The organism is Kineococcus haloalkalitolerans (assembly GCF_050871905.1).
GTDB lineage: Bacteria > Actinomycetota > Actinomycetes > Actinomycetales > Kineococcaceae > Kineococcus.
In genome coordinates this window covers 41,550-64,664 of the sequence record NZ_JBJLSH010000020.1, presented here as the reverse complement: position 1 = coordinate 64,664, position 23,115 = coordinate 41,550, and the positions used below count along the sequence as shown (strand labels likewise).

Below are 23,115 nucleotides of genomic sequence, written 5' to 3'. Positions count from 1 at the left end.
CCGGGACGAGAGGAGGCACGACGTGAGCACCGCCAAGGCCGGACCGGCCTCGAAGAACACCCTGTGGATCGCGGGCACCGGCGTCCTGGCGCTGCTGGTCCTCGTCGCCACCTACTTCCTCCTGGTGGCCCCGCAGCGCACCGAGGCGGCGAACCTGGCGACGCAGACGGCGCAGGTGCAGCAGAGCAACGCGGCGCTGGAGCAGCAGACCGCGCTCCTGGCCTCGCAGGCGCAGTCGCTGGACGAGAAGAAGCTCGACCTCGCGCGCATCGTCGAGACCCTGCCCGCCCAGGCCGAGCTCCCGTCCCTGCTGCGCACCCTCGACGGCTTCAGCGCCGAGACGGGCGTGGTCGTGACCTCCGTCGCCCCCGGCACGCCGTCCGCCTACGGTGCCGCCGCCGCCGGCAGCTCGCCCATCAGCCGAGTCCCGCTGGCCGTCACGGTCGAGGGGTCCTTCGCCGCGGCGGAGCTGTACGTGAAGAAGCTGCAGGCCGACATGGGCCGCTTCTTCCTGGTCACCGACCTTGAGGTGACCGCCGGCTCCACCGAGGACGCCTCCGGCGTCACCGCGACCGTCACCGGTGACCTGTTCGTCGTCACCGACCTCACCGCGGCGGCCGGCGTGTCCGCCGGGCCCGCGGGAGCCGCTGCTCCCGCCCCTGCCGCCACCAGCACGGACGACGGCCTGTCGTCCTCGACCGAGAGCGTGAGCTGATGGGCATCTTCACGTCCCGTTCTGCGGGCGGGTCGTCCGCGGAGGACGCGCCGCTGCCGGCGTTCGACGACGGCGGTCCCACCGACGGCAAGTCCGTGCGCGTGCTGCTCGCCGCCGTCGCTGGTGCCGCGGTGCTCGCTGGCGGTACCGCGGGCTTCCTGTGGCTGAGCACGTCGCCCGCGGCCGACGCGTCGGCGCTCGACGTCTCCGGGGCGCGCGGCGTCCCCAGCATCAGCGAGACCCCGACGACCCGCGAAGCCTTTCCGCTCGCCGGTCGCGACGTCTTCGGCGCCCTCCGCCCGGAGACCCCCGTCGCGGGCGGGAATGGGTCGGTGTCCGGTGGGAGCGGTTCGTTGACCGGTACCGCACCCGTCGTCGGCGGCTCGAGCCCCGTCACCGTGCCCGGGGTGACTGTCGGTGGAACTCCCGCTCCGAGCGTCGTTCCCACCGCGCCGGTGACGGGCGCACCCGGCGTCACGCCGTCCGTCCCGACGATCGCACCGGACCCCGTACCGACTCCCTCCAGGTCCACGGCTCCCGCCTGGGTGAAGCCGCTCATCTCCTTCGTGGAGGTCGACGCGGAGACTGAAGGCACTGGCAACTTCATCGTCGGCGGTCAGCGCGTGCCCGTGAGTCCTGGTGCGCTCGTGCCGGCTACATCAACTCTCTACGCTCCCCAGAAGAATCTCGAGCGGCGGCCGATGACTGAGAAGGAGGCTGCTGCCTGTCGCGAGCTAATCCGCGGGGCGACCCCTGCCGTGCGGGAAGAGATCAAGGTTGAGACAGACGACTGCAAGACGATCGAAGCATACGTCTACCGGGCGATGCTCACGCCGCGAAAAGCTTCACAGGGCCTCGACCGGTCGGGTTGGGTCGTCAATGCAGGAAAAGACTTGCCTGCGGCGGCCGTGGGCAAGACGACGGGCATTGTCCGCTGCCTGGCCCGACGCGGGGACGAGTTCCTCATCCGCGTGGATCGTCAGCAGGCCGTCTGGCTCGAGAAGGGCGAGGAGGTCCCCGGTACCGGTGACGTGACCCTGACCTTCGTCGACGTCGGCCTCGCCAGCATCCAGCGCCCCGACGTGGCCGTCTTTAACGATGGCGATGTTGACCACTTCACCGTGCTCGGCGCGGGTGAGGACGCCGGCGTCGCCTTCTGACGCCGAGCGACCGACCCGACCCGTCCCTGAACTCCCGGAGAATCCGATGACCACTCGATCCTCGAAGGCGCTGCGGCGTGCCGCGGCGGCACTCGCCCTCGCAGGCCTCGTCGCCGGTGCGGCGTCGGTCTCCGCCCAGGCGTCGCCGTTGCGCTTCAACTCCAACTACGGTCCGGACCGCTACGTCACCTCGGTCGTCGCCGAGGGGAACCCGCTGGCGACCGCGTTCATCGTGACGGGGGAGAATTATCCCGACGGGCTCAGCGCGGGGGCCGTCGCCGGCATGGTGGGCGGCAACGTCTACCTCACCCCTCAGCGCCAGCTGACCCAGGAGGTGCGTGAGCGCGTCGTATACGCGCAGCGCATCGTCGTCGTCGGCAGCGAGGCGTCCGTGGGTGCCGACGTCATGACCTGGCTGCGGCAGAACACCCGCGCGGAGCTCCTCCGCGTCGGTGGAGACGACCGGGTCGCGACCGCCGCGGCCCTCTCGGCCCGCTTCTACGCCACCCCCGCGCCGGACCGGCCGGGTGTTCGCCGCGTCGTCATCGCCACTGGGTACGAGTTCCCTGACGCCCTGACGGGAAGCGCTGCCGCCGCTCACGTCGAGTCGCCGCTGCTGCTCGTGCCCCGCGACGCGCTGCCCGGTGCGGTGGTGGCCGAGCTGCAGCGTCTGCGGCCGCAGGCCATCACGGTGGTCGGTGGGAGCAGCAGGGTCTCCGACGCGGTGCTGCAGCAGTTGCGGCAGTACACCGCCGGACCTGTCGAGCGGGTCGCGGGTGCTGACCGCTACGACACCGCGGTCCGCGTCAGCCGTGACTTCTTTAGCGACGCCCGATCGGTCGTCCTGGCCAGCGGTGAGACGTACGCCGACGCGCTGGCGGCAGGAGCCGTCGCCGGCCGCGCCGGTGGACCCCTCCTGCTGGCCGCTCACGGCTGCGTCACCGAAGGCGCGAACCTCGAAATCGAGCGCCTGCAACGGCTGCACGGCGAGGCGTCCGCCCTTGTCTCGTTCGGCGGGCCCAGCCGCCTGAGCGAGGACACGCTCAAGCGGACCAACTGCCAGCCGGCGGGGACGCCGGACAAGACGTACCTCGACGAGCTGACGTTATCGACAGGTAGCGCTCGCTACCTCTCCGACCACGCCACGATCTCCGGCCGCTTCTATCCCAGGTCGGCCGCCTTCGACGTCGACCCGCGCAACTCCGACTACCGCGCCTGGTCGTTGGACGGCCGCTTCGCCCGCTTCACCGCGGTGGCGGGGTTCGCCGACCTCGATCTCGGTGGCTTCACGTCGACGGTGGACGTCTACGGCGACGAGAAGCTGCTCGCGTCGCGCGTCGTCGCGCCGGGTGAACCGGCGTCCTTCAACGTGGACGTCCGGGGTGTCGACAACCTCAAGATCGTCACCACCTCGCCGCAGGCGGGGTCCCCGGCGGTCGGCAATGCCAACCGCCTCTACTTCGGCGACGCCGCCGTCAGCTGACCGAAACATCTCGGGGAGAACCATGCACATCCCGCGCCGAGCGCGCCGCACGCTCGCTCTCGCCCTGGCCGCCTCGGCGGTCACCAGCCTGGGTGCCGCCGTGCCCGCCGGAGCTTCCCCCGGCCCGGTGAGCGTCGACATCGCCCGCTCCGCTGACGGCAGCATCGCCGTGACGACGGTGCAGGTCGCCGACGCCGCCGCGGCCCGGGCGCTGATCCAGAGCTCCTCGCGGGCCGCCGACTTCGTCTCGGCCGACGTATCGACGCAGTACCGGCTGTTCGGCGCGCCTGACCCGCGGATCGGCGAGGCCGTTCACCTCCGTGAGATCGGCGCACCGCAGGCGTGGGCCACGTCGCAGGGCGCCGGTGTGGTGGTCGCCGTCCTGGACGACCGCGTGGACACGACGCACCCCGAGCTGCGGGGCAGGACCCTGCCAGTGGTGAACCTCGCCGGAGCTGCCTACGACGTCGCCGTGCCGCAGGAACACGGCACCGCTGTCGCCAGCACCGTCGCGGCCGCCTTGGGCAACGGCGAGGGAGCCGCCGGTGTAGCTCCTGCTGCCACCATCATGCCCGTCACCGTCTGCGTAGATCGCGGGTGCTCGTCGTCCTCCGTGGCGAACGGGATCGTGCACGCTGCCGACCACGGTGCTCGGGTCATCAACCTCTCCCTCGGTTCGCCGGTGGAGTCGGCCGTCATGAAGGCCGCGGTGGACTACGCGCTGCGCAAGGGCGTTGTGGTCGTCGCGGCTGCCGGCAACGACGGGGACGAGTGCGCGCCGGGGTGCGATGAATCCCCCAACTACCCGGCCGCGTTCCCCGGTGTGGTCTCGGTCGCGGCCGGCGGCCCCGCAGGTGCGAGCCCGTGGTCCAATCACGACGGCCAGGTGGCCCTCAGCGCTCCGGGTGAGGACATCTTCGTCGCACGCAGCGGTGGCGGTTACCACCGGCTGAGCGGCACGTCCTTCGCCGCTCCCCAGGTGGCGGGGGCCGCTGCGGACGTCCTGGCCGTGGCTCCAGGCATGACGCCCGAGCAGGTGCGCACACTCCTGGTGAGCACGGCCCAGGAAGTCCAAGGCTGGCCCGCTGGGTACGGTTCCGGCCTCCTGGACGTACAGAGCGCGGTCGCCTCCGCCAAGGGGGACGTCAAGCGAGCCGACGGCAGCGTCTCCTACACCCGTGCGGGGGTCGCTCGAGTGGTCCGGGGAGACATCCTGCGCCGCTACGACCTCCTGGACGCTGAGCGCGGTGACCTCGGGTGGCCCGTCACGGACGAGGTGGCGCTGCCTGGTGGTGCTCGGTCGCAGTTCGAGCGCGGTGACATCGTGTGGTCGCCGGCCACCGGGGCCAAGGTGCTCAAGGGCGCCATCCGTGGTCACTGGCTCACCTCGGGCGGTGTGGCCTCGCCGCTCGGGTACCCGACCGGTGAGGAGTTCTTGGTCGCTGGTGGTCGTGGACACGTCCAGGCGTTCGTCGGCGGGCTCGTCTACTGGACGCCCCAGACGGGTCCGCAGACCGTGCGCGGCGAGATTTTGCGCCGGTACAGCTCCCTCGGGTGGGAGAACGGTCCTCTCGGGTTCCCCACCACCTCAGAGGTTCGCCTGCGCTTTGGCGCCTTCTCCGCCTTCGAGGGCGGTGCCATCTATTGGAGCCCGGCGACGGGCGCCCACGCCGTGCGCGGCGCCCTGCGTGTGGCGTGGGCGTCGACAGGCTGGGAGAACGGCTACCTCGGGTACCCCACGTCGGACGAGTACCGCGTCGCCGGCGGTGTCCGCCAGGACTTCCAGGGCCGCACCCTGCAGTTCACGTTCGCGACCGGCAAGGTTACCGAGGTCCGCTGAGGACGCTCACGCAGCACGCAGGCCCGCACCCGTCGTCAGGGGGTGCGGGCCCTGCGTCGTCCACGGGTCGCCGCTTACGATGCCGGTGCCCGCCGCCCCACCCTCTCGAGGAGCCCGCCCGTGATCGTCCTCGTCGGCTTCATGGGCGCGGGCAAGACCACCGTCGGGCGGCTGCTGGCCGACCGCCTGGGCCTGCCGTTCACCGACACCGACGACGTCGTGCGGGCCCGCGAGGGCCGCTCCATCCCGGACATCTTCGCCGCCGAGGGCGAGGAGGTCTTCCGCGACCTGGAGCAGGCCGCCGTCGCCGACGTGCTCGCCGGACCGGACGCCGTCGTCTCCCTCGGCGGGGGCGCCTGCGGGCGCGCCGCCACCCGCGAGGTGCTGCGCGGGCACGACGTCGTGCACCTGCGCGTGAGCCTGGCCGAGACCCGCCGGCGCACCGGCGGGGACAGCGACCGGCCCGTCCTGCGGCGCCCCGACCTGGCGGACCTGCACACCGCCCGTCAGCGCGTGTACGACGAGGTCGCTACCGTCGCGGTGCCCACGGACGGGCGGACGGCCGAGGAGGTCGCCCGCGACGTGCTGGACCGGCTCGAGCGCTCCCCGGAGGACCGATGACGACCACGCCCACCCGCATCACCGTCGCGGGCGAGACCCCCTACGACGTCCTCATCGGCCGCGGCCTGCTCGGCGAGCTGCGCGGGATGCTCGGCGAGCGCGTCGCCAAGGTCCTCGTCGTCCACCCGCGCGCGCTGCGCACCACGGGCGAGGCCGTGCGCGACGACCTGGCCGCCCAGGGCCTGGAGGCCGTGCTGGCCGAGGTGCCCGACGGCGAGGAGGCCAAGTCCGCCGAGGTCGCGGCCTTCTGCTGGACGGTGCTGGGGCAGTCGAACTTCACCCGCTCCGACGCCGTCGTCGGCGTCGGCGGGGGAGCGGTCACCGACCTCGCCGGGTTCGTCGCGGCCACCTGGCTGCGCGGGGTGCGGGTGGTGCAGGTGCCCACGACGCTGCTGGCGATGGTCGACGCCGCGGTGGGCGGCAAGACCGGCATCAACACCGCCGAGGGCAAGAACCTCGTCGGCTCGTTCCACCCGCCGGCCGGGGTGCTGTGCGACCTGGACGCCCTCGGCACCCTCCCGCCGCACGACCTGCGCGCGGGGCTGGCCGAGGTCGTCAAGTGCGGTTTCATCGCCGACGAGCGCATCCTCGAGCTCGTCGAGGCCGACGTGGAGGCCGCCACCGACCCCACCTCGCCGGTGCTGGCCGAGCTGGTCGAGCGGGCCGTGCGCGTCAAGGCCCACGTCGTGGGTGAGGACCTCAAGGAGTCCGACCTGCGCGAGATCCTGAACTACGGGCACACCTTCGCCCACGCCGTCGAGCTGGTGGAGCGCTACCAGTGGCGCCACGGCGCCGCCGTCAGCGTCGGCCTCGTCTACGTCGCCGAGCTGGCCCGCCTCGCCGGGCGCCTGTCGGACGCCGAGGCCGACCGCCACCGCACCGTCCTGACCTCCCTGGGCCTGCCGGTCACCTACCGCGGCGACCGCTGGCCGCAGCTGCTGGACGCGATGCGCCGGGACAAGAAGTCACGCGGGGCGCTCCTGCGGTTCGTGGTCCTGGACGGCATCGGCCGCCCGTCGCGGCTGGAGGGGCCCGACCCCGCCATGCTGCAGGCCGCGTACGCCGAGATCAGCGCCTGAGCGGGGCCGAGGCACGCGGCTCGCCGGGACGTGGTCCGGTCGCCACAGGGCGATCAGGAACAGGACCAACGGGACGAGCTGGAGGGCGGCGTCGCCGGTCGGGGAGGTGATCGCCCACCGCGCGTCGAAGGTGATCAGGGCGGTCGCCGCGGTGAGCCACGGCACGGGTCCACGCCCGCACAGGACGTCGGCCGCCAAGGCGGCGACCACGAAGCTCGCGAAGTAGTAGTCCAGGCCCTGAGGATCTAGGGCTAGCCGGCCCGCGATGACGGCCATGAGGGCCAGGGGCCACCTGCCTCGCGCGACCGCTCCGCACGTCAACGCGGCGGCGAAGGCGAGCTGAGCGGTGCGCAGCCACCCCGGGATGGGTTGGGAGTGCTCCAGACCCAGCAGTGCCAGCGGAGAGGCTTCCCAGACGTCCAGTCGGAAGTGGCTCAGCGAGTCGAGCGTGCCCGGCACCGCGAGGACGAACGGCAGCCACGGGAGGGCCGCCAGGACCGGGGCGGTCACCACCGCCTTCCACCGTCCGGGTGCGGGGAGCGCCAGCAGGAGCGGGGCGAGAGCGACGGCCCACGGCTTGCACGCCACCGCTGCTGCCACCAGGCAGGCCGCCAGAGAGGCGCGGTCCGTGCGGACCGCCCACAGCGCTCCGCACGCGGCCAGAACCACGAGGACGTCGTCGGGGTGGGGGTAGTCGGCCGCGACCGCCCACCAGTACACCCCGGCCAGGCATCCGCCGATCGCCGTGCGGGCCTGCACGGCCAGAGAGACGTCCGCGGTCCCGCAGGCAGTCCGCTCAAGCAGCCAGCAGCAGGTGGGCAGGACAAGCGTCAGGAGCACCGCGACCACGCCGGCGCCCCAACTGAGGGGGAGCCCCGAAAAGGGCAGTGACACCAGAAGAGCCAGGGGTCCGATCTGGACCTCGGGGTGGTCGCGGTAGAGGCTGAGGGGTGCGACCTCGCTCACCCCACCGCTCAAGACCTGAGCTCCGAAGGCGAAGTAGCGCCAATCGCTGGGATCGGGGGCGCCGACGACGCGCCACAGGGTCGGCACCAGCGCGACGAGAGCCACGATCACCAAGCGGTGACGCAGGAGCTTGTGCACCCAGCTCGGCACGGCGTTCGCCGTCGTCTCCACCCATCCCCCTCGTAGCCGTTCCCGGCTGGTGATCGGGACGTCGTCCACAGGTCTTGAGCACGGGGGACGCTCCCGCTCCAGCGCTCGCCGCCCGGACGCCCCCGCACCGCTCGGTACGATGGCGCCGACAGGCGCGCGCCCCCCGGCCGCGCTCGACCCAGCGGAGACGGACAGAGAGACACGTGGCGACGACCAACGACCTGAAGAACGGCACCGTGCTCAACCTCGACGGGAACCTGTGGTCCGTCGTGGAGTTCCAGCACGTCAAGCCCGGCAAGGGTGGCGCCTTCGTCCGCACCAAGCTGAAGAACGTGCTGTCCGGCAAGGTGGTCGACCGCACCTTCAACGCCGGCACGAAGGTCGACACGGCGACCGTCGACAAGCGCGACATGCAGTACCTGTACCGCGACGGCGAGGACTTCGTGTTCATGGACTCCTCGACGTACGACCAGATCACGATCCCCGAGGCCACCGTCGGCGACGCGGCCAACTACATGCTGGAGAGCCAGGAGGCCGTCGTGGCCACCCACGAGGGCACCCCGCTGTACGTGGAGCTGCCGACCTCCGTCGTGCTGGAGATCACCTACACCGAGCCGGGCCTGCAGGGCGACCGCTCCACGGGCGGCACCAAGCCGGCGACGGTGGAGACGGGCTACGAGATCCAGGTCCCGCTGTTCCTGGAGCAGGGCACCAAGGTCAAGGTCGACACCCGCACCGGTGACTACCTCGGCCGCGTGAGCTGACGTGGCCGCCCGCCGCAAGGCGCGGCTGCGCGCGGTGGACGTCCTCTTCGAGGCCGACCAGCGCGAGCGCCCGGCGCTCGAGGTCCTCAAGGCCAAGATCCAGCGGGCGGACCCGCCCGTGGGCGAGTACGCGGTGACGCTCGTGGAGGGCGTGGTCGCCCACGAGGAGCGCATCGACGAGATCCTCGCGACGTACTCGATGGGCTGGACGGTCGACCGGATGCCCGCGGTGGACCGCGCGGTGCTGCGGATGGCCACGTGGGAGCTGCTGCACGCCGACGACGTGCCCGACCACGTCGCGATCAGCGAGGCCGTGGAGATCTGCCAGGAGCTGTCCACCGACGAGTCGCCGCGCTTCGTCAACGGCCTGCTGGGCCGCATCGCGGAGCTGGCGGAGACGCTGAAGGCCTGAGCGCCCCCAGCGCGGTCAGCCACCACGCACGACGGCCCGGCACCCCGCGAGGGGTGCCGGGCCGTCGTCCGTGCGGTGCGCCTCAGCCGTGCTCGACGGCGCGGCGCGCGTCGGCGTTGAGCACGCCCCAGGCGATGAACTCGTCGCACAGGGTGGTCGCCGGCACGTCGTAGATGACGGCCAGGGTGCGCAGGTCGTCCGCCCGGATGGACAGGACGCGCCCGTTGTAGTCGCCGCGCTGGGACTGGATGGTCTTCGCGTAGCGGTCCAGGGGGCCGGCCTTCTCGGCCGGGACCTCCTGGAGGCGCTCCAGGTCGAGCACGAGCCGCGGGGGCGGCTCGGAGCTGCCCTGCGGCGCGCCCTCGGGCAGGAGGGCCGAGACGGGGACCCCGTAGAAGTCCGCCAGCTCGGCGAGTCGCTGGACGGTCACCGCACGGTCGCCCCGTTCGTAGGAGCCGACGACGACGGCCTTCCACCGTCCCTCGGACTTCTCTTCGACGCCGTGCAGGGACAGCCCCTGTTGGGTACGGATGGCGCGAAGGCGCGATCCGAGTGCGCGGGAGTAGTCCGATGCCATGCCCAGAATCGTCACTGTACGTGAACGCCCTCGTCAAGCTGACCTGCCGCTTCGCCCTCCGCGGACACAGGATCCCACCCGGACGGCACGACTTCCGTTACTCCACGTGAGCGCTTGACCTCACAACGAGGTGCACGGGCTGTCGTGGGCGCGTCGCAGCCCGAGCCAGGCCCTCGCAGGCCGTCGCGGGGGACGACCGGCCCTCCGGTAGGGTCGCCGCGACGGTCGGCCGCTGTCCAGGGCCGACCCGCAGACGTCCTTTAAGGAACCGTCCCGTGAGGCGGGGAAGGAGGTCGGTGGTGACCGCTGCCCACGACCCGGCCGGGTCCGCGCCGGCGACGGCGGACCGGGTGCTGCTGGAGGCCCCGGACGTCGCGCGCGCGCTCACCCGCATCGCGCACGAGCTGCTGGAGGCCAACAAGGGCCCCGGCGACCTGGTGCTCCTCGGCATCCCCACGCGCGGCGTCCCGCTCGCGCAGCGCCTGGCCCGTCGCCTGGCCGAGGTGGAGGGCACCGCGGTGCCCGTCGGCTCCCTCGACGTGACGATGTACCGCGACGACCTGCGCCGGCACCCCGTGCGCGCCCTGCTGCCCACCGAGCTGCCCGCCGGCGGCGTCGACGACAAGGTCGTGGTGCTCGTCGACGACGTCCTGTACTCCGGGCGCACCGTGCGCGCCGCCCTGGACGCCCTCAACGACCTGGGCCGCCCGCGCGCCGTGCGCCTGGCCGTCCTCGTCGACCGCGGCCACCGCGAGCTGCCCATCCGCGCCGACCACGTCGGCAAGAACCTGCCCACCTCCTCCGCCGAGCGCGTGCGGGTGCTGCTGGCCGAGGCCGACGGCCGCGACGCCGTCGTCCTCACCACGCCGCTGGCCGCCCCGGGCGCAGCGGGGGGCGACGCCTGATGCGCCACCTGCTGTCCGCCGCCGACCTGGACCGCGCGGGGGCCGTGGAGGTCCTCGACGTCGCCGAGGAGATGGCCGCCACCCAGCGCCGGGAGATCAAGAAGCTGCCCACGCTGCGCGGGCGCACCGTGGTCAACCTCTTCTTCGAGGACTCCACCCGCACCCGCACGTCCTTCGAGGCCGCCGCCAAGCGGCTGTCCGCGGACGTCATCAACTTCTCCGCCAAGGGCTCCAGCGTCTCCAAGGGCGAGAGCCTGAAGGACACCGCGCTGACCCTGGAGGCCATGGGCGCCGACGCGGTCGTCGTGCGGCACTCCGCCTCCGGCGCCCCGCACCGCCTCGCGCACGCCGGCTGGACCCGCGGTGCCGTCGTCAACGCCGGCGACGGCACCCACGAGCACCCCACGCAGGCCCTGCTGGACGCCTACACGCTGCGCCGGCACCTGCGCGCGCCCGGCGAGGGCCTGGACGGCGTGCGCGTCACGATCGTCGGGGACGTCCTGCACAGCCGCGTGGCCCGCTCCAACGTCCTGCTGCTGCACACCCTCGGCGCGCACGTCACCCTCGTCGCCCCGCCCACCCTGCTGCCGGTGGGCGTGGAGGCCTGGCCGTGCGAGGTCACCAGCGACCTCGACGCCGCCCTGGCCCTGGGCGAGCCCGACGCGGTGATGATGCTGCGCGTGCAGCGCGAGCGCATGGAGGCCGCCGGCGGCGGGTTCTTCCCCTCCGCCCGCGAGTACACCCGCCGCTACGGCCTGGGCCGCGCGCGGCTGGCCGCCCTGCCCGACCACACCCTCGTCATGCACCCCGGGCCGATGAACCGCGGCCTGGAGATCTCCGCCGACGCCGCCGACAGCCCCCGCTCGACCATCGTCGAGCAGGTCGGCAACGGCGTCGCGGTGCGCATGGCCGTCCTGTACCTGCTGCTCGCCGGTGAGCGGGCCGAGACCCCCGGAGGTGCGCGGTGAGCGTCCTCGTCCACGGCGCCCGCGTCCTCGGCGGCGAGCCGACCGACCTGCTGCTGCGCAGCGGCACCATCGCCGAGGTCGGGGCGCTCGCCGGCACCCCGGCCGCCGAGGGCGCCACCGTGCTCGACGCGCGCGGCCTGGTGGCCCTGCCCGGCCTGGTCGACCTGCACACCCACCTGCGCGAGCCGGGCCGCGAGGACGCCGAGACCGTCGAGTCCGGCACCCGCGCCGCCGCCCGCGGCGGCTACACCGCCGTCTTCGCCATGGCCAACACCTTCCCCGTGGCCGACACCGCCGGCGTGGTGGAGCAGGTCAAGCGCCTGGGCGACGAGGCCGGCTGGGCCGAGGTGCGCCCCGTCGGCGCCGTCACCGTCGGCCTGGCGGGCGAGCAGCTGGCCGAGCTGGGCGCGATGGCCGACTCCGCCGCCGCCGTGCGCGTCTTCTCCGACGACGGGCACTGCGTGTCCGACGCGGTCCTCATGCGCCGCGCGCTGGAGTACGTCAAGGCCTTCGACGGCGTCATCGCCCAGCACGCGCAGGAGCCGCGGCTGACCGAGGGCGCGCAGATGAACGAGGGCACCGTCTCCGCCGTCCTGGGCCTGCGCGGCTGGCCCAGCGTGGCCGAGGAGGCCGTCATCGCCCGCGACGTGCTGCTGGCCGACCACGTCGGCTCGCGCCTGCACGTGTGCCACGTGTCCACCCGCGGCTCGGTGGAGATCATCCGCTGGGCCAAGCAGCGCGGCGTCCAGGTGACCGCCGAGGTCACCCCGCACCACCTGCTGCTCACCGACGAGCTGGTGCGCGGCTACGACCCCGTCTACAAGGTCAACCCCCCGCTGCGCACGCAGGCCGACGTCGAGGCGCTGCGCGAGGGCCTGGCCGACGGCACGATCGACGTCGTCGCCACCGACCACGCCCCGCACCCGGTGGAGGCCAAGGACTGCGAGTGGTCCGCGGCCGCCATGGGCATGACGGGGCTGGAGACCGCCCTGTCGGTCGTGCAGCACGCCGTGGTCGACACCGGCCTGCTCACGTGGGCCGACGTCGCGCAGCGGATGTCGGCGGTACCCGCGCGCATCGGGCGGCTGGCAGGGCACGGGACCCCGCTGGCCGCGGGCGAGCCGGCCAACCTCGTCCTGCTCGACCCCGCGGCCCGCACGGTCGTCGACCCGGAGGCGATGGCCACCAGCGGGCGCAACTCCCCGTTCCGGGGCATGGAGCTGCCCGGGCGCGTGGAGGCCACCTTCCTGCGCGGCGAGCCCACGGTGCTCGACGCGCGCCTCGTCGAGAGGGGTCCGAACTGATGCGCTGGATCGCCGTCGCCCTGCTGGTCATCGGCCTGCTCATCCTGTGGCGGATGATGTTCGCCGGTTACCGCGGGCGCGCGCTGCGGCAGAAGATGCTGCCGCGCCCGCTCGGCGCGCGGGACTGGGACGCGCTCACCGACGCCGTCGAGGGCGTGTACGTCTCCACGACCGACGCCGAGAACGCGCTGGACCGCATCGCCGCCCACGGCCTGGGCACCCGCAGCGCCGTCGCTCTCGGCTTCGTCGACGGCGGTGTGGGGTTCCTGCGCCAGGGGGCGCGCTCGTTCGTGGTGCCCGCCGACGCCATCGTCGGCGTCGGCCACGGCCCCGGGATGGTCGGCAAGTGGATGGGCAGGCCCGACGGGCTCCTCGTGCTGCGCTGGCGGCTCGGCGACCGCGTCGTGGACACGGGGGTGAAGCCGCGGCACCCGGCCGAGGGCAAGCGCTTCGCCCAGCAGGTGGAGGAGCTCGTGCGCAGCACGGACCGTGCGCGGCGCACGCAGCGCGAGCAGCAGGGAGGCCAGGAGTGAGCACAGGCGCGAACGGCGCCCGCACCCCCGCGGTGCTGGTGCTGGAGGACGGACGCACGTTCCGCGGCGACGCCTACGGCCGCGTCGGCGAGACGGTCGGCGAGGCGGTGTTCTCCACCGGCATGACCGGCTACCAGGAGACGCTGACCGACCCCAGCTACCACCGGCAGGTCGTCGTCATGACGGCCCCGCACGTGGGCAACACCGGCTACAACGACGAGGACGCCGAGTCCTCGCGCATCTGGGTCGCCGGCTACGTCGTGCGCGACCCCGCCCGCGTGCCCTCGAACTGGCGCTCGCGGCGCACCCTGGCCGACGAGCTGGACGCCCAGGGCGTCGTCGGCATCTCCGGCGTGGACACCCGCGCGCTGACCCGGCACCTGCGCGAGCGCGGCGCCATGAAGGTCGGGGTGTTCTCCGGCGAGGCCGCCGCCCGCCCGGTCGAGCAGCTGCTGGACGCCGTGCGCGGCGCGCCCGACATGGTCGGCACCGACCTGGCCTCCCTGGTCAGCACTCCCGAGGCGTACACCGTCCCGGCGCACGGGGAGCGGCGCTTCACCGTGGCCGCGGTCGACCTGGGCATCAAGTCGATGACGCCGCAGCGGCTGGCCGAGCGCGGCGTCGAGGTCACCGTGCTGCCCTCGACCGCGACGCTGGAGCAGGTCCTCACCGCCGGGCCCGGCGGCTCGGCCCCCGACGGGGTGTTCTTCTCCAACGGCCCCGGAGACCCCGCCGCCGCGACCCACGAGATCGAGGTGCTGCGCGGCGTCCTGGAGCGGAGGGTGCCGTTCTTCGGCATCTGCTACGGCAACCAGCTGCTGGGCCGCGCCCTCGGGTTCGGCACCTACAAGCTGAAGTACGGCCACCGCGGCATCAACCAGCCCGTCATGGACCTGGCCACCCGCAAGGTCGAGGTCACCGCCCACAACCACGGCTTCGCGGTCGAGGGCCGCGCCGGGGAGGTGCGCGAGACCCCGTACGGCCGCGCGGAGGTCAGCCACGTCTGCCTCAACGACGACGTGGTGGAGGGGCTGCGCTGCCTGGACGCGCCCGCGTTCAGCGTGCAGTACCACCCCGAGGCCGCCGCCGGCCCGCACGACGCCTCCTACCTGTTCGACCGGTTCCTCGCCCTCATGGAGGGCGTGCCGGCCGCGCAGCTGGTCGACGACACCGCCGACGCCGACACCACCGAGAACCCCGCCGCCGACGGCGCGACCGCGAAGGACGCCTGATGCCCCGCCGCACCGACATCTCCTCGGTCCTCGTCATCGGCTCCGGGCCGATCGTCATCGGCCAGGCCGCCGAGTTCGACTACTCCGGCACGCAGGCCTGCCGCGTCCTGAAGGCCGAGGGCCTGCGGGTCGTGCTGGTCAACTCCAACCCGGCCACGATCATGACCGACCCGGAGATGGCCGACGCCACCTACGTCGAGCCCATCACCCCCGCCACCGTCGAGGCGATCATCGCCAAGGAGAAGCCCGACGCGGTCCTGGCGACCCTGGGCGGGCAGACCGCGCTGAACACCGCGATCGCGCTGTACGAGAGCGGGGCGCTGGAGCGGCACGGCGTCGAGCTCATCGGGGCCGACGTGGACGCCATCAAGCTGGGCGAGGACCGCCTGCTGTTCAAGGGCGTCGTCGAGCGCTGCGGCGCGGAGTCCGCCCGCAGCCACCTGTGCCACTCCATGGACGAGGTGCTGGCGGCGGCCGAGGACCTCGGCTACCCCGTCGTCGTGCGCCCCAGCTTCACCATGGGCGGCCTGGGCTCCGGCTTCGCGCACACCGAGGAGGAGCTGCGGCGCATCGCCGGGCAGGGTCTGCACCACTCCCCGGTGACCGAGGTGCTCCTGGAGGAGTCCATCCTCGGCTGGAAGGAGTACGAGCTGGAGCTCATGCGCGACCGCGCCGACAACGTGGTCGTCGTCTGCTCCATCGAGAACTTCGACCCGATGGGCGTGCACACCGGCGACTCCATCACCGTCGCGCCGGCCATGACGCTCACCGACCGCGAGTACCAGCGCATGCGCGACATCGGCATCGCCGTCATCCGCGAGGTCGGCGTGGACACCGGCGGCTGCAACATCCAGTTCGCGGTCAACCCCGCCGACGGGCGCATCATCGTCATCGAGATGAACCCGCGCGTCTCGCGCTCCAGCGCGCTGGCGTCCAAGGCGACCGGGTTCCCCATCGCCAAGATCGCTGCGCGGCTGGCCGTCGGGTACACCCTCGACGAGATCCCGAATGACATCACGCAGGAGACGCCGGCCAGCTTCGAGCCGACGCTGGACTACGTCGTCGTCAAGGTGCCGCGGTTCGCGTTCGAGAAGTTCCCGGCCGCCGACCCCACGCTCACCACGACGATGAAGAGCGTCGGCGAGGCCATGGCGCTGGGCCGCAACTTCACCGAGGCGCTGCAGAAGGCGCTGCGCAGCACCGAGAAGCGCGGCGCGCCCTTCACCTGGGCCGGCGAGCCCGGCGACCTGGACGACCTGCTGGAGCGCGCGCGCCGGCCCACCGACGAGCGCATCGGCCTGGTGATGCGCGCGGTGCGCGCCGGCGCCACCCCCGAGCAGCTGTTCGAGTCCACCCGCATCGACCCGTGGTTCCTGGACCAGCTGTTCCTGCTCGACGAGGTCGCCCGCGAGGTCCGCGACGCCGACCAGCTGACCCCGGAGCTGCTGCGGCACGCCAAGCGGCACGGCTTCTCCGACGCCCAGCTGGGCGAGCTGCGCCACCTGCCCGAGGACGTCGTGCGCGGCGTGCGGCACGCCCTGGGGGTGCGCCCGGTCTACAAGACCGTCGACACGTGCGCGGCCGAGTTCGCCGCCCGCACGCCCTACCACTACTCCAGCTACGACGAGGAGGACGAGACCCGCCCGCGCGAGCGGCCGGCCGTCGTCATCCTCGGCTCCGGTCCCAACCGGATCGGGCAGGGCGTGGAGTTCGACTACTCCTGCGTGCACGCCTCCTTCGCGCTGCGCGACGCCGGGTTCGAGACCGTCATGGTCAACTGCAACCCGGAGACGGTTTCCACCGACTACGACACCTCCGACCGGCTCTACTTCGAGCCGCTGACGCTGGAGGACGTCCTGGAGGTCGTGCACGCCGAGACCCGCTGCGGTCCCGTGCACGGGGTGATCGTGCAGCTGGGCGGGCAGACGCCGCTGGGCCTGGCCGCCGGCCTGCAGGCCGCCGGCGTGCCGATCATCGGCACGCAGCCGGAGGCCATCGACCTGGCCGAGGAGCGCGGCGCGTTCGGCCGCGTCCTGGACCGGGCGGGCCTGCCCTCGCCGCAGCACGGCACCGCCGTCAGCGTCGAGGAGGCCACGGCCATCGCCGCGGGCATCGGCTACCCGGTCCTCGTGCGGCCCTCCTACGTCCTGGGCGGGCGCGGGATGCAGATCGTCTACGACGAGGCCTCGCTGCGCGACTACATGGCCACGGCCACGGAGGTCTCCCCGGACCGCCCCGTGCTCGTGGACCGGTTCCTCGACGACGCCGTGGAGATCGACGTCGACGCCCTGTTCGACGGCGAGGAGATGTACCTCGGCGGGATCATGGAGCACATCGAGGAGGCCGGCATCCACTCCGGCGACTCCGCGTGCGTCATCCCGCCGGCCACGCTGGGCCGCGCCGAGCTGGAGCGGGTGCGCCGTTCCACCGAGGCCATCGCCCGCGGCGTCGGCGTGCGCGGCCTGCTCAACGTCCAGTTCGCCCTCGCCGCCGACACCCTGTACGTGCTGGAGGCCAACCCGCGGGCCTCGCGGACCGTGCCGTTCGTGTCCAAGGCGACCGGGGTGGCGCTGGCCAAGGCCGCCGCGCGCGTCATGGCCGGCTCCTCGATCGCCGACCTGCGCGCCGAGGGGCTGCTGCCCGCCCGCGGCGACGGCGGCGTCCTGCCGGTGGAGGCGCCCACCTCCGTCAAGGAGGCCGTGCTGCCCTTCGCCCGGTTCCGCACCGCCGAGGGGGAGGTCGTCGACTCGCTGCTGGGGCCGGAGATGCGCTCCACCGGCGAGGTCATGGGCATCGACGTCGACTTCCCCACGGCCTTCGGCAAGGCGCAGGCCGCCGCCTACGGCGGGCTGCCCACGACGGGGACGGCGTTCATCTCCGTGGCCGACCGCGACAAGCGGGCCATGGTGTTCCCCGTCAAGGGCCTAGCCGACCTCGGGTTCCGGCTGCTGGCGACCCAGGGGACCGCGGACGTGCTGCGCCGCAACGGCATCGAGTCCACGGTGGTCCGCAAGCACTCCGCGGGCCCGGGGGAGGCGGGGGAGCCGACCATCGTCGCGCAGATCGCCGCCGGCGAGGTCTCCATCGTCGTCAACACGCCCTCGGGCAACCAGGCGCGCGCCGACGGCTACGAGATCCGCGCAGCCTCCACGGCCGTGGGCGCGCCCATCATCACCACCGTGCAGGAGCTGGCGGCGGCCGTGCAGGCCATCGAGGCGCTGCGCGCCGGGCACGGCACGTCGGTGGCACCGCTGCAGGAGCACGCGGCCGCGCTGGCCGCGGCCTGGGACGGGTTCCGGGCGTGAGCGCACCGCCGGCCGGGCGGCGCTTCGGCGCCCGCCTGGCCGCGGCCGTGCAGCGGCACGGCCCGCTGTGCGTGGGCGTGGACCCGCACCCGCCGCTGCTGGCGGCGTGGGGGCTGGACGACGACGCGGCCGGCGTGGAGCGCTTCGGGCGCACCGTCGTGGAGGCCGTCGCCGGGCACGTGGCGGCGCTCAAGCCGCAGGCGGCGTTCTTCGAGCGGCACGGCTCGCGCGGGGTCGCCGCCCTGGAGCGCGTCGTCGCCGACGCCCGCGAGGCCGGGCTGCTCACGGTCGTGGACGCCAAGCGCGGCGACATCGGCTCGACGATGGCCGCCTACGCCGACGCGTTCGCCGGGGACTCCCCGCTGGCCGGGGACGCCGTGACCGCCTCGCCGTACCTGGGGTTCGGCTCCCTGCGGCCGCTGCTCGACGTGGCCGCCGCGCACGGGCGCGGCGTGTTCGTGCTGGCCTTGACGTCCAACCCCGAGGGGCCCGGCGTCCAGCACGCCACCGGCCCCGACGGGCGCTCGGTGGCGCGCGCCGTCGCCGAGGCCGCCGCGGCCGAGAACGCCGGCGCGCCGCTGATGGGCGACGTCGGCCTCGTCGTCGGCGCCACGGTCGGCACGGCGGTGCACGACCTGGGCATCGACCTCGCCGCGGTCAACGGGCCGCTGCTGGCGCCCGGGGTGGGCGCCCAGGGCGCCACCGCGGCCGACCTGCGCGCCGTGTTCGGCGACGCCCGCCGGTACGTGCTGGCCGCCAGCTCCCGCGAGGTCCTGTCCGCCGGTCCCGGCACCGCGGCGCTGCGCGAGGCCGCCCGGCGCTCGGCCGACGCCGTGCGCGCCGCGCTCGCGCAGGACTGACCGCAGCGGCGGTACCCACCGCCCCGCCTGCCGTGATCCTGCACTGAGTCACACGCGACCCACCGGTTCGTCCGACCCGCGGGCAGGCGTGTGACCCAGTGCAAGATCACGGCGGGGGAGGGCTGCGGCGGAGCGCTGGGTGGCGCGGACGGTGAGATCCACGTCACCCCGGGTGCCCGTGATGCCGGGAACAAAGGTGTGGCTAAGCTCCGTGAGGTCAGGCTCGCCTCACCGCGGAGCCGACTCCACCGCACCCTGCCCGGAAGGCTCCACCCGTGCTCACCCACGTCTCCCGCCGCGCTCTCGCCGGAGCGTCCCTCGCCCTCGGCGCCGCCCTCCTGACCGCCTGCTCCGGTGCCGAGGCCGACGCCGGTACCGCCGAGGCCGCGACCGTCGTCGTGAGCGCCAACAACGGCGAGGTCGAGGTCCCCGCCGAGCCGCTGCGCGTCGCCGTCCTGGACAACACCGCCTTCGAGACCGTCAAGGCCTTCGGCATCACGCCCGTGGCCGTCCCCAAGCCGCTGCTGCCCGGCACCGGCTTCGAGGACTGGGAGGCCGCCGAGTCCATCGCCGACGCCGGCAGCCACCGCGAACCCCTCCTCGAGGCCGTCAGCGAGGCCGAGCCCGACCTCATCCTCGGCGGCTACCGCTTCGAGGGCCACACCGAGCAGCTGAGCCGGATCGCCCCCGTCCTCGACCTGGCCCCCAGCGAGGAGCACGAGGGCGGCTACGTCGAGTCGCTGAAGCGCCAGACCGAGACGCTCGGCGAGGTCCTCGGGCACGAGGAGGAGGCCGCCGAGCTCATCGCCGACCTCGAGGAGTCCGTGGCCGCCGCGGCGGCCGCCACCGACGGCGAGAGCGTCTTCCTCGCCGTCGCCAGCGGTGGCAAGATCGACAACGGCGCCAGCCGCCTCGGCCGCATCCTCGAGCCGCTCGACCTCGTCAACGTCCTCGCCGACGAGGGCGACGCCGTCCACAGCGACTCCGGCCTGGCACCCGAGACGATCGCGCAGCTGAACCCCGACTGGATGGTCGTGCTGGACCGCGACGCCGCCGTCGAGGAGGGGGCGGCGTCCCCGGCCCGCCAGCTCGTCTCCGAGCAGGAGGCCTGGGAGGGCACCACGTTCCTGGCCCAGGACCAGGTGATCTACCTGCCGCCGACCTTCTACGTCACCGAGGGCGTCCAGGCCTACACCGCCGTCTTCGACCAGATCACCGACGCCTTCACCGCGTGAGCAGCACCACCTCCACCGGCCGGCGGTCCCCCGCGCGCGAGCGGGGGCCGCTGGCCGTCGGCGCGCTCGCCGTCGCCGCCCTGCTCGTGCTCTCCCTGGCAGTCGGCGGGTACGACATCACGGTCCGCACGATGCTCGAGGACCCCGCCGCGCGGGAGATGTTCCTCATCTCCCGCGTCCCGCGCACCGCCGCGCTCGTCCTGGCCGCCGCGGCGATGGGCGTGTCCGGCGTGGTGATGCAGGTCCTCGTGCAGAACCGGTTCGTCGAGCCCACGACGACCGGTGCCGGCGCGTGGGCCGCGCTCGGCGTCGTCGTCCTGGCGCTGTGGTACCCGGCCGCGCCCACCCTCGTGCGGATGGCCTGCGCCACCGCGTTCGCGTTCGCCGGGACCATGGTGTTCCTGGGCGTCCTGCGCGGCGTCTCGCTGCGCTCCTCGGTCGTCGTGCCGCTCGTCGGCATCATGCTCGGCGCCGTCGTCAGCTCCGCGACGCTGTTCCTGGCCAACTCCGCCGACCTGCTGCAGATGCTCGCCACCTGGCGCTCGGGGGGTTTCAGCGGCGTCGTGCGCGGCCAGTACGAACCCCTGTGGGTCGTCGCGGCCGTCGTCGTCGCCGTGTACCTGACGGCGGACCGGTTCACCATCGCCGGGCTCGGCCGCGACGTGTCGACCAACCTCGGCCTGGACCACCGCCGCGTCGTGCTCGCCGGCACGGCGATGGTGGCGCTGGCCACGGGCGTCACCACCGTCGTCGTGGGGATGCTGCCCTTCCTCGGGCTGGTCGTGCCCAACGTCGTCGCCCTGCTGCGCGGCGACGACGTGCGCCGGAACCTGCCGTGGGTCCTCCTCGGCAGCGTCGCCCTGGTCCTCGTGTGCGACCTCGTCGGCCGCACCGTCGTCGCGCCGCTGGAGGTCCCCGCCTCCGTCGTCCTCGGGGCCGTCGGCGCCACCTGCTTCGTCGCCCTCGTCCTGCACCGCCGGAGGTGGCTGCGTGTCTGACTCCCCGGCCCCGCCCGCCGCCCGTCCACGAGCCCTGGAGGTGCTGCGCCGCAACACTCCCGCGGCCCCCGGCCCGGCCGGTGCGGCCCGCCCGGCGCTCCGCCGGCCGCGCCCGGGACCGCGCCCCGAGCTGCGCCCGGTGCTGCTGAGCGTCCTCGCGCTCGTCGCGGTCGCCTGCTACCTGCTGCTGTTCGTGCGGGGCTCCTTCGCGTTCGCCCTCGAGCGGCGGGCGACCACGGTGGGGGCGATGGTCGTGGCGGCCTTCGCGCAGGGCGTGGCCACCGTGGTGTTCCAGACCGTCACCCGCAACCGGGTGCTCACCCCGTCCATCATGGGTTTCGACTCCCTGTACGTCCTGGCCCAGACCGCCCTCGTCGTCGTCTTCGGCGGCAGCGTGCTCGCGGCCACCGACGGCCTGCCGAAGCTCGTCGTCCAGACGCTCGTCATGGTCACCTTCGCCACGCTGCTGTTCCGGTGGCTGTTCTCCGGGCGCTGGGGCGACCTGCACGTCCTGCTGCTCGTCGGCGTCACCCTCGGGCTGGCGTTCGACAGCCTGTCCGTCTTCCTGCAGCGCGTCCTGTCCCCGACCGACCACGACGTGCTGTCGGTGCGGCTGTTCGGCCGCCTCACCGCCGTCGACCCCGCGACCCTGCCGCTGGCGGCGCTCGTCTGCGCGGGCGTCGGTGCCGTCGTCTGGCGCCGCCGGCACCGCCTCGACGTCCTGCAGCTGGGCCGCGACACGGCCACCGGCCTCGGCCTGGACCACCGGCGCGAGCTGACGGTCGCGCTCGTCGCGGTCTCCGTCCTCGTCGCGTTCTCCACCGCGCTGGTCGGGCCCATGACCTTCTTCGGGTTCCTCGTGGCCGCGCTGGCCCGCCAGCTGGCCGGCACCCACCGCCACGCGGTGCTGCTGCCGACGGCGTTCGCCCTGGGCGTGCTGACCCTCGTCGGCGGGCAGTTCGTCCTCGAGCACGTCTTCTACGCCAGCGGCATGCTCACGGTCGTCGTGGAGTTCACCGGCGGCCTGCTGTTCATCGCGCTCCTGCTGCGGAAGGGCTCCCTGTGATCACCGTCTCGGGCCTGACGAAGACCTACGACGCCCAGACCGTCCTCGGGCCCGTCACCGAGCACCTCGCCGTCGGCGGCCTCACCTCCCTCATCGGGCCCAACGGCGCCGGCAAGTCGACGCTGCTGACCATCACCGGGCGCCTGACCGCGCCGGACACCGGGCAGGTGCTGCTCGACGGCCTCGACGTGCACCGCGCGAAGTCCTCGCAGGTGGCGCGCCGGCTGGCCGTCCTGCGCCAGGAGAACCACGTCACCGCGCGCGTCACCGTCCGCGAGCTCGTCGGCTTCGGCCGCTTCCCCCACTCCGGCGGGCGCCTGAGCACCGAGGACGTCGAGCACGTCGACCGCGCCCTGGGGTTCCTGGAGCTGACCGACCTGCAGGACCGCTTCCTGGACCAGCTCTCCGGCGGGCAGCGCCAGCGCGCGCACGTGGCGATGGTCCTGGCGCAGGACACCGAGCACGTGCTGCTGGACGAGCCGCTGAACAACCTCGACATCAAGCACGCCGTGCGGATGATGGGTCTGCTGCGCCGCGCCGCCGACGAGCTGGGCAAGAGCGTCGTCCTCGTCGTCCACGACATCAACTTCGCCGCCGCCTGGTCCGACCGGATCGTCGCTCTGCGCGACGGCCGGGTCGTCGCCTCCGGGACGCCGGCCGAGATGGTCACCGCCGAGGTCCTCGAGCGCGTCTTCGACACCCCCGTGCGCGTGCACGTCCTCGACGGGGTGCCCACGGCGGTCTACTACCGCTGAGCCGGCGGGGACCTCGCCCCCGGGGGCCGGTGAGCGGGGCGGTGCCCGCCCGGTCCGACCGCGCCCCTGCCGGGCCGGCGCGCGTGGCGTGTCGGCTTGCGCGTGCCGGTCGCGCTGGCGGAAGGTCTGCTCGCGCCCCGGGACCGGCCCGTGCGCGCCGTCGAGGAGGACGAGTGCACCACCCGAC

The 23,115-nt window shown here is 73.6% G+C and carries 21 protein-coding genes; 19 read left to right on the top strand and 2 right to left on the bottom strand.

Going from position 1 to position 23,115, the window contains the following annotated elements; all coding sequences use genetic code 11:
• Nucleotides 1–22: 22 nt before the first annotated feature.
• From pilO to aroB, 6 genes are all read left to right on the top strand, one after another.
• Nucleotides 23–715: a type 4a pilus biogenesis protein PilO gene (gene pilO / locus ACRYMY_RS09970; RefSeq protein ID WP_432547100.1), complete on the top strand. Its 693-nt coding sequence runs from the start codon at nucleotides 23–25 to the stop codon at nucleotides 713–715.
• On the top strand, nucleotides 715–1,875 hold the full coding sequence (locus ACRYMY_RS09965; RefSeq protein ID WP_432547099.1) for a hypothetical protein: 1,161 nt from the start codon (nucleotides 715–717) through the stop codon (nucleotides 1,873–1,875). The genes pilO and ACRYMY_RS09965 overlap by 1 nt, the downstream gene beginning before the upstream one ends.
• A 46-nt stretch (nucleotides 1,876–1,921) precedes the next feature.
• The gene (locus ACRYMY_RS09960; RefSeq protein WP_432547098.1) at nucleotides 1,922–3,358 is read left to right on the top strand and encodes a cell wall-binding repeat-containing protein; all 1,437 of its coding nucleotides are present in this window, start codon (nucleotides 1,922–1,924) and stop codon (nucleotides 3,356–3,358) included.
• A gap of 127 nt (nucleotides 3,359–3,485) precedes the next feature.
• The gene (locus ACRYMY_RS09955) at nucleotides 3,486–5,198 is read left to right on the top strand and encodes a S8 family serine peptidase (protein ID WP_432547097.1); all 1,713 of its coding nucleotides are present in this window, start codon (nucleotides 3,486–3,488) and stop codon (nucleotides 5,196–5,198) included.
• Between the two features lie 120 nt (nucleotides 5,199–5,318).
• On the top strand, nucleotides 5,319–5,819 hold the full coding sequence (locus tag ACRYMY_RS09950; protein ID WP_432547096.1) for a shikimate kinase: 501 nt from the start codon (nucleotides 5,319–5,321) through the stop codon (nucleotides 5,817–5,819).
• Nucleotides 5,816–6,898, top strand: a complete 1,083-nt coding sequence (gene aroB, locus ACRYMY_RS09945; RefSeq protein ID WP_432547095.1) for a 3-dehydroquinate synthase — start codon at nucleotides 5,816–5,818, stop codon at nucleotides 6,896–6,898. The genes ACRYMY_RS09950 and aroB overlap by 4 nt, the downstream gene beginning before the upstream one ends.
• On the opposite strand, the gene ACRYMY_RS09940 is transcribed toward aroB, so the two are convergent.
• Nucleotides 6,785–8,035, bottom strand: a complete 1,251-nt coding sequence (locus ACRYMY_RS09940; protein WP_432547094.1) for a hypothetical protein — start codon at nucleotides 8,033–8,035, stop codon at nucleotides 6,785–6,787. The two genes, aroB and ACRYMY_RS09940, sit on opposite strands and share 114 nt — an antisense overlap.
• A 182-nt stretch (nucleotides 8,036–8,217) precedes the next feature.
• On the opposite strand from ACRYMY_RS09940, the gene efp reads away from it, so the two are divergent.
• Both efp and nusB read left to right on the top strand, forming a co-directional pair.
• A complete protein-coding gene (efp, locus tag ACRYMY_RS09935; RefSeq protein ID WP_369052252.1) occupies nucleotides 8,218–8,778 on the top strand; it encodes an elongation factor P in 561 nt (186 codons plus the stop codon).
• A gap of 1 nt (nucleotide 8,779) precedes the next feature.
• Nucleotides 8,780–9,190, top strand: coding sequence for a transcription antitermination factor NusB (gene nusB / locus ACRYMY_RS09930; RefSeq protein WP_432547093.1), 411 nt, complete (start codon nucleotides 8,780–8,782; stop codon nucleotides 9,188–9,190).
• 82 nt (nucleotides 9,191–9,272) lie between these two features.
• Here the strand turns inward: nusB and bldD are convergent, their stop codons facing one another.
• Nucleotides 9,273–9,767, bottom strand: coding sequence for a transcriptional regulator BldD (bldD, locus tag ACRYMY_RS09925; RefSeq protein ID WP_106206055.1), 495 nt, complete (start codon nucleotides 9,765–9,767; stop codon nucleotides 9,273–9,275).
• A gap of 299 nt (nucleotides 9,768–10,066) precedes the next feature.
• On the opposite strand from bldD, the gene pyrR reads away from it, so the two are divergent.
• From pyrR to ACRYMY_RS09870, 11 genes are all read left to right on the top strand, one after another.
• Nucleotides 10,067–10,672, top strand: a complete 606-nt coding sequence (gene pyrR / locus ACRYMY_RS09920; protein ID WP_432547092.1) for a bifunctional pyr operon transcriptional regulator/uracil phosphoribosyltransferase PyrR — start codon at nucleotides 10,067–10,069, stop codon at nucleotides 10,670–10,672.
• Nucleotides 10,672–11,640, top strand: coding sequence for an aspartate carbamoyltransferase catalytic subunit (locus tag ACRYMY_RS09915; protein WP_432547091.1), 969 nt, complete (start codon nucleotides 10,672–10,674; stop codon nucleotides 11,638–11,640). The genes pyrR and ACRYMY_RS09915 overlap by 1 nt, the downstream gene beginning before the upstream one ends.
• Nucleotides 11,637–12,944: a dihydroorotase gene (locus ACRYMY_RS09910; protein ID WP_432547090.1), complete on the top strand. Its 1,308-nt coding sequence runs from the start codon at nucleotides 11,637–11,639 to the stop codon at nucleotides 12,942–12,944. Before ACRYMY_RS09915 ends, ACRYMY_RS09910 begins: the two co-directional genes overlap by 4 nt.
• Nucleotides 12,944–13,477, top strand: a complete 534-nt coding sequence (locus ACRYMY_RS09905) for a PH-like domain-containing protein (RefSeq protein WP_432547089.1) — start codon at nucleotides 12,944–12,946, stop codon at nucleotides 13,475–13,477. The genes ACRYMY_RS09910 and ACRYMY_RS09905 overlap by 1 nt, the downstream gene beginning before the upstream one ends.
• Nucleotides 13,474–14,709 (top strand): glutamine-hydrolyzing carbamoyl-phosphate synthase small subunit, encoded by a 1,236-nt coding sequence (gene carA, locus ACRYMY_RS09900; protein WP_432547088.1) that lies wholly within the window; start codon nucleotides 13,474–13,476, stop codon nucleotides 14,707–14,709. The genes ACRYMY_RS09905 and carA overlap by 4 nt, the downstream gene beginning before the upstream one ends.
• Nucleotides 14,709–18,014: a carbamoyl-phosphate synthase large subunit gene (carB, locus tag ACRYMY_RS09895; protein WP_432547087.1), complete on the top strand. Its 3,306-nt coding sequence runs from the start codon at nucleotides 14,709–14,711 to the stop codon at nucleotides 18,012–18,014. Before carA ends, carB begins: the two co-directional genes overlap by 1 nt.
• Entirely contained in the window at nucleotides 18,011–18,874 is an 864-nt protein-coding gene (gene pyrF, locus ACRYMY_RS09890) for an orotidine-5'-phosphate decarboxylase (RefSeq protein ID WP_432547086.1), read from the top strand. Before carB ends, pyrF begins: the two co-directional genes overlap by 4 nt.
• Before the next feature lie 275 nt (nucleotides 18,875–19,149).
• Nucleotides 19,150–20,109 carry a siderophore ABC transporter substrate-binding protein gene (locus ACRYMY_RS09885; RefSeq protein WP_432547085.1) on the top strand — a complete coding sequence of 320 codons (960 nt, stop codon included), beginning with the start codon at nucleotides 19,150–19,152 and terminating at the stop codon, nucleotides 20,107–20,109.
• The gene (locus tag ACRYMY_RS09880) at nucleotides 20,106–21,107 is read left to right on the top strand and encodes an ABC transporter permease (protein ID WP_432547084.1); all 1,002 of its coding nucleotides are present in this window, start codon (nucleotides 20,106–20,108) and stop codon (nucleotides 21,105–21,107) included. The genes ACRYMY_RS09885 and ACRYMY_RS09880 overlap by 4 nt, the downstream gene beginning before the upstream one ends.
• Nucleotides 21,108–21,150: 43 nt before the next feature.
• Nucleotides 21,151–22,173: an iron chelate uptake ABC transporter family permease subunit gene (locus ACRYMY_RS09875; protein WP_432547109.1), complete on the top strand. Its 1,023-nt coding sequence runs from the start codon at nucleotides 21,151–21,153 to the stop codon at nucleotides 22,171–22,173.
• Nucleotides 22,170–22,928 carry an iron ABC transporter ATP-binding protein gene (locus tag ACRYMY_RS09870; protein WP_432547083.1) on the top strand — a complete coding sequence of 253 codons (759 nt, stop codon included), beginning with the start codon at nucleotides 22,170–22,172 and terminating at the stop codon, nucleotides 22,926–22,928. The genes ACRYMY_RS09875 and ACRYMY_RS09870 overlap by 4 nt, the downstream gene beginning before the upstream one ends.
• Nucleotides 22,929–23,115: the final 187 nt, after the last annotated feature.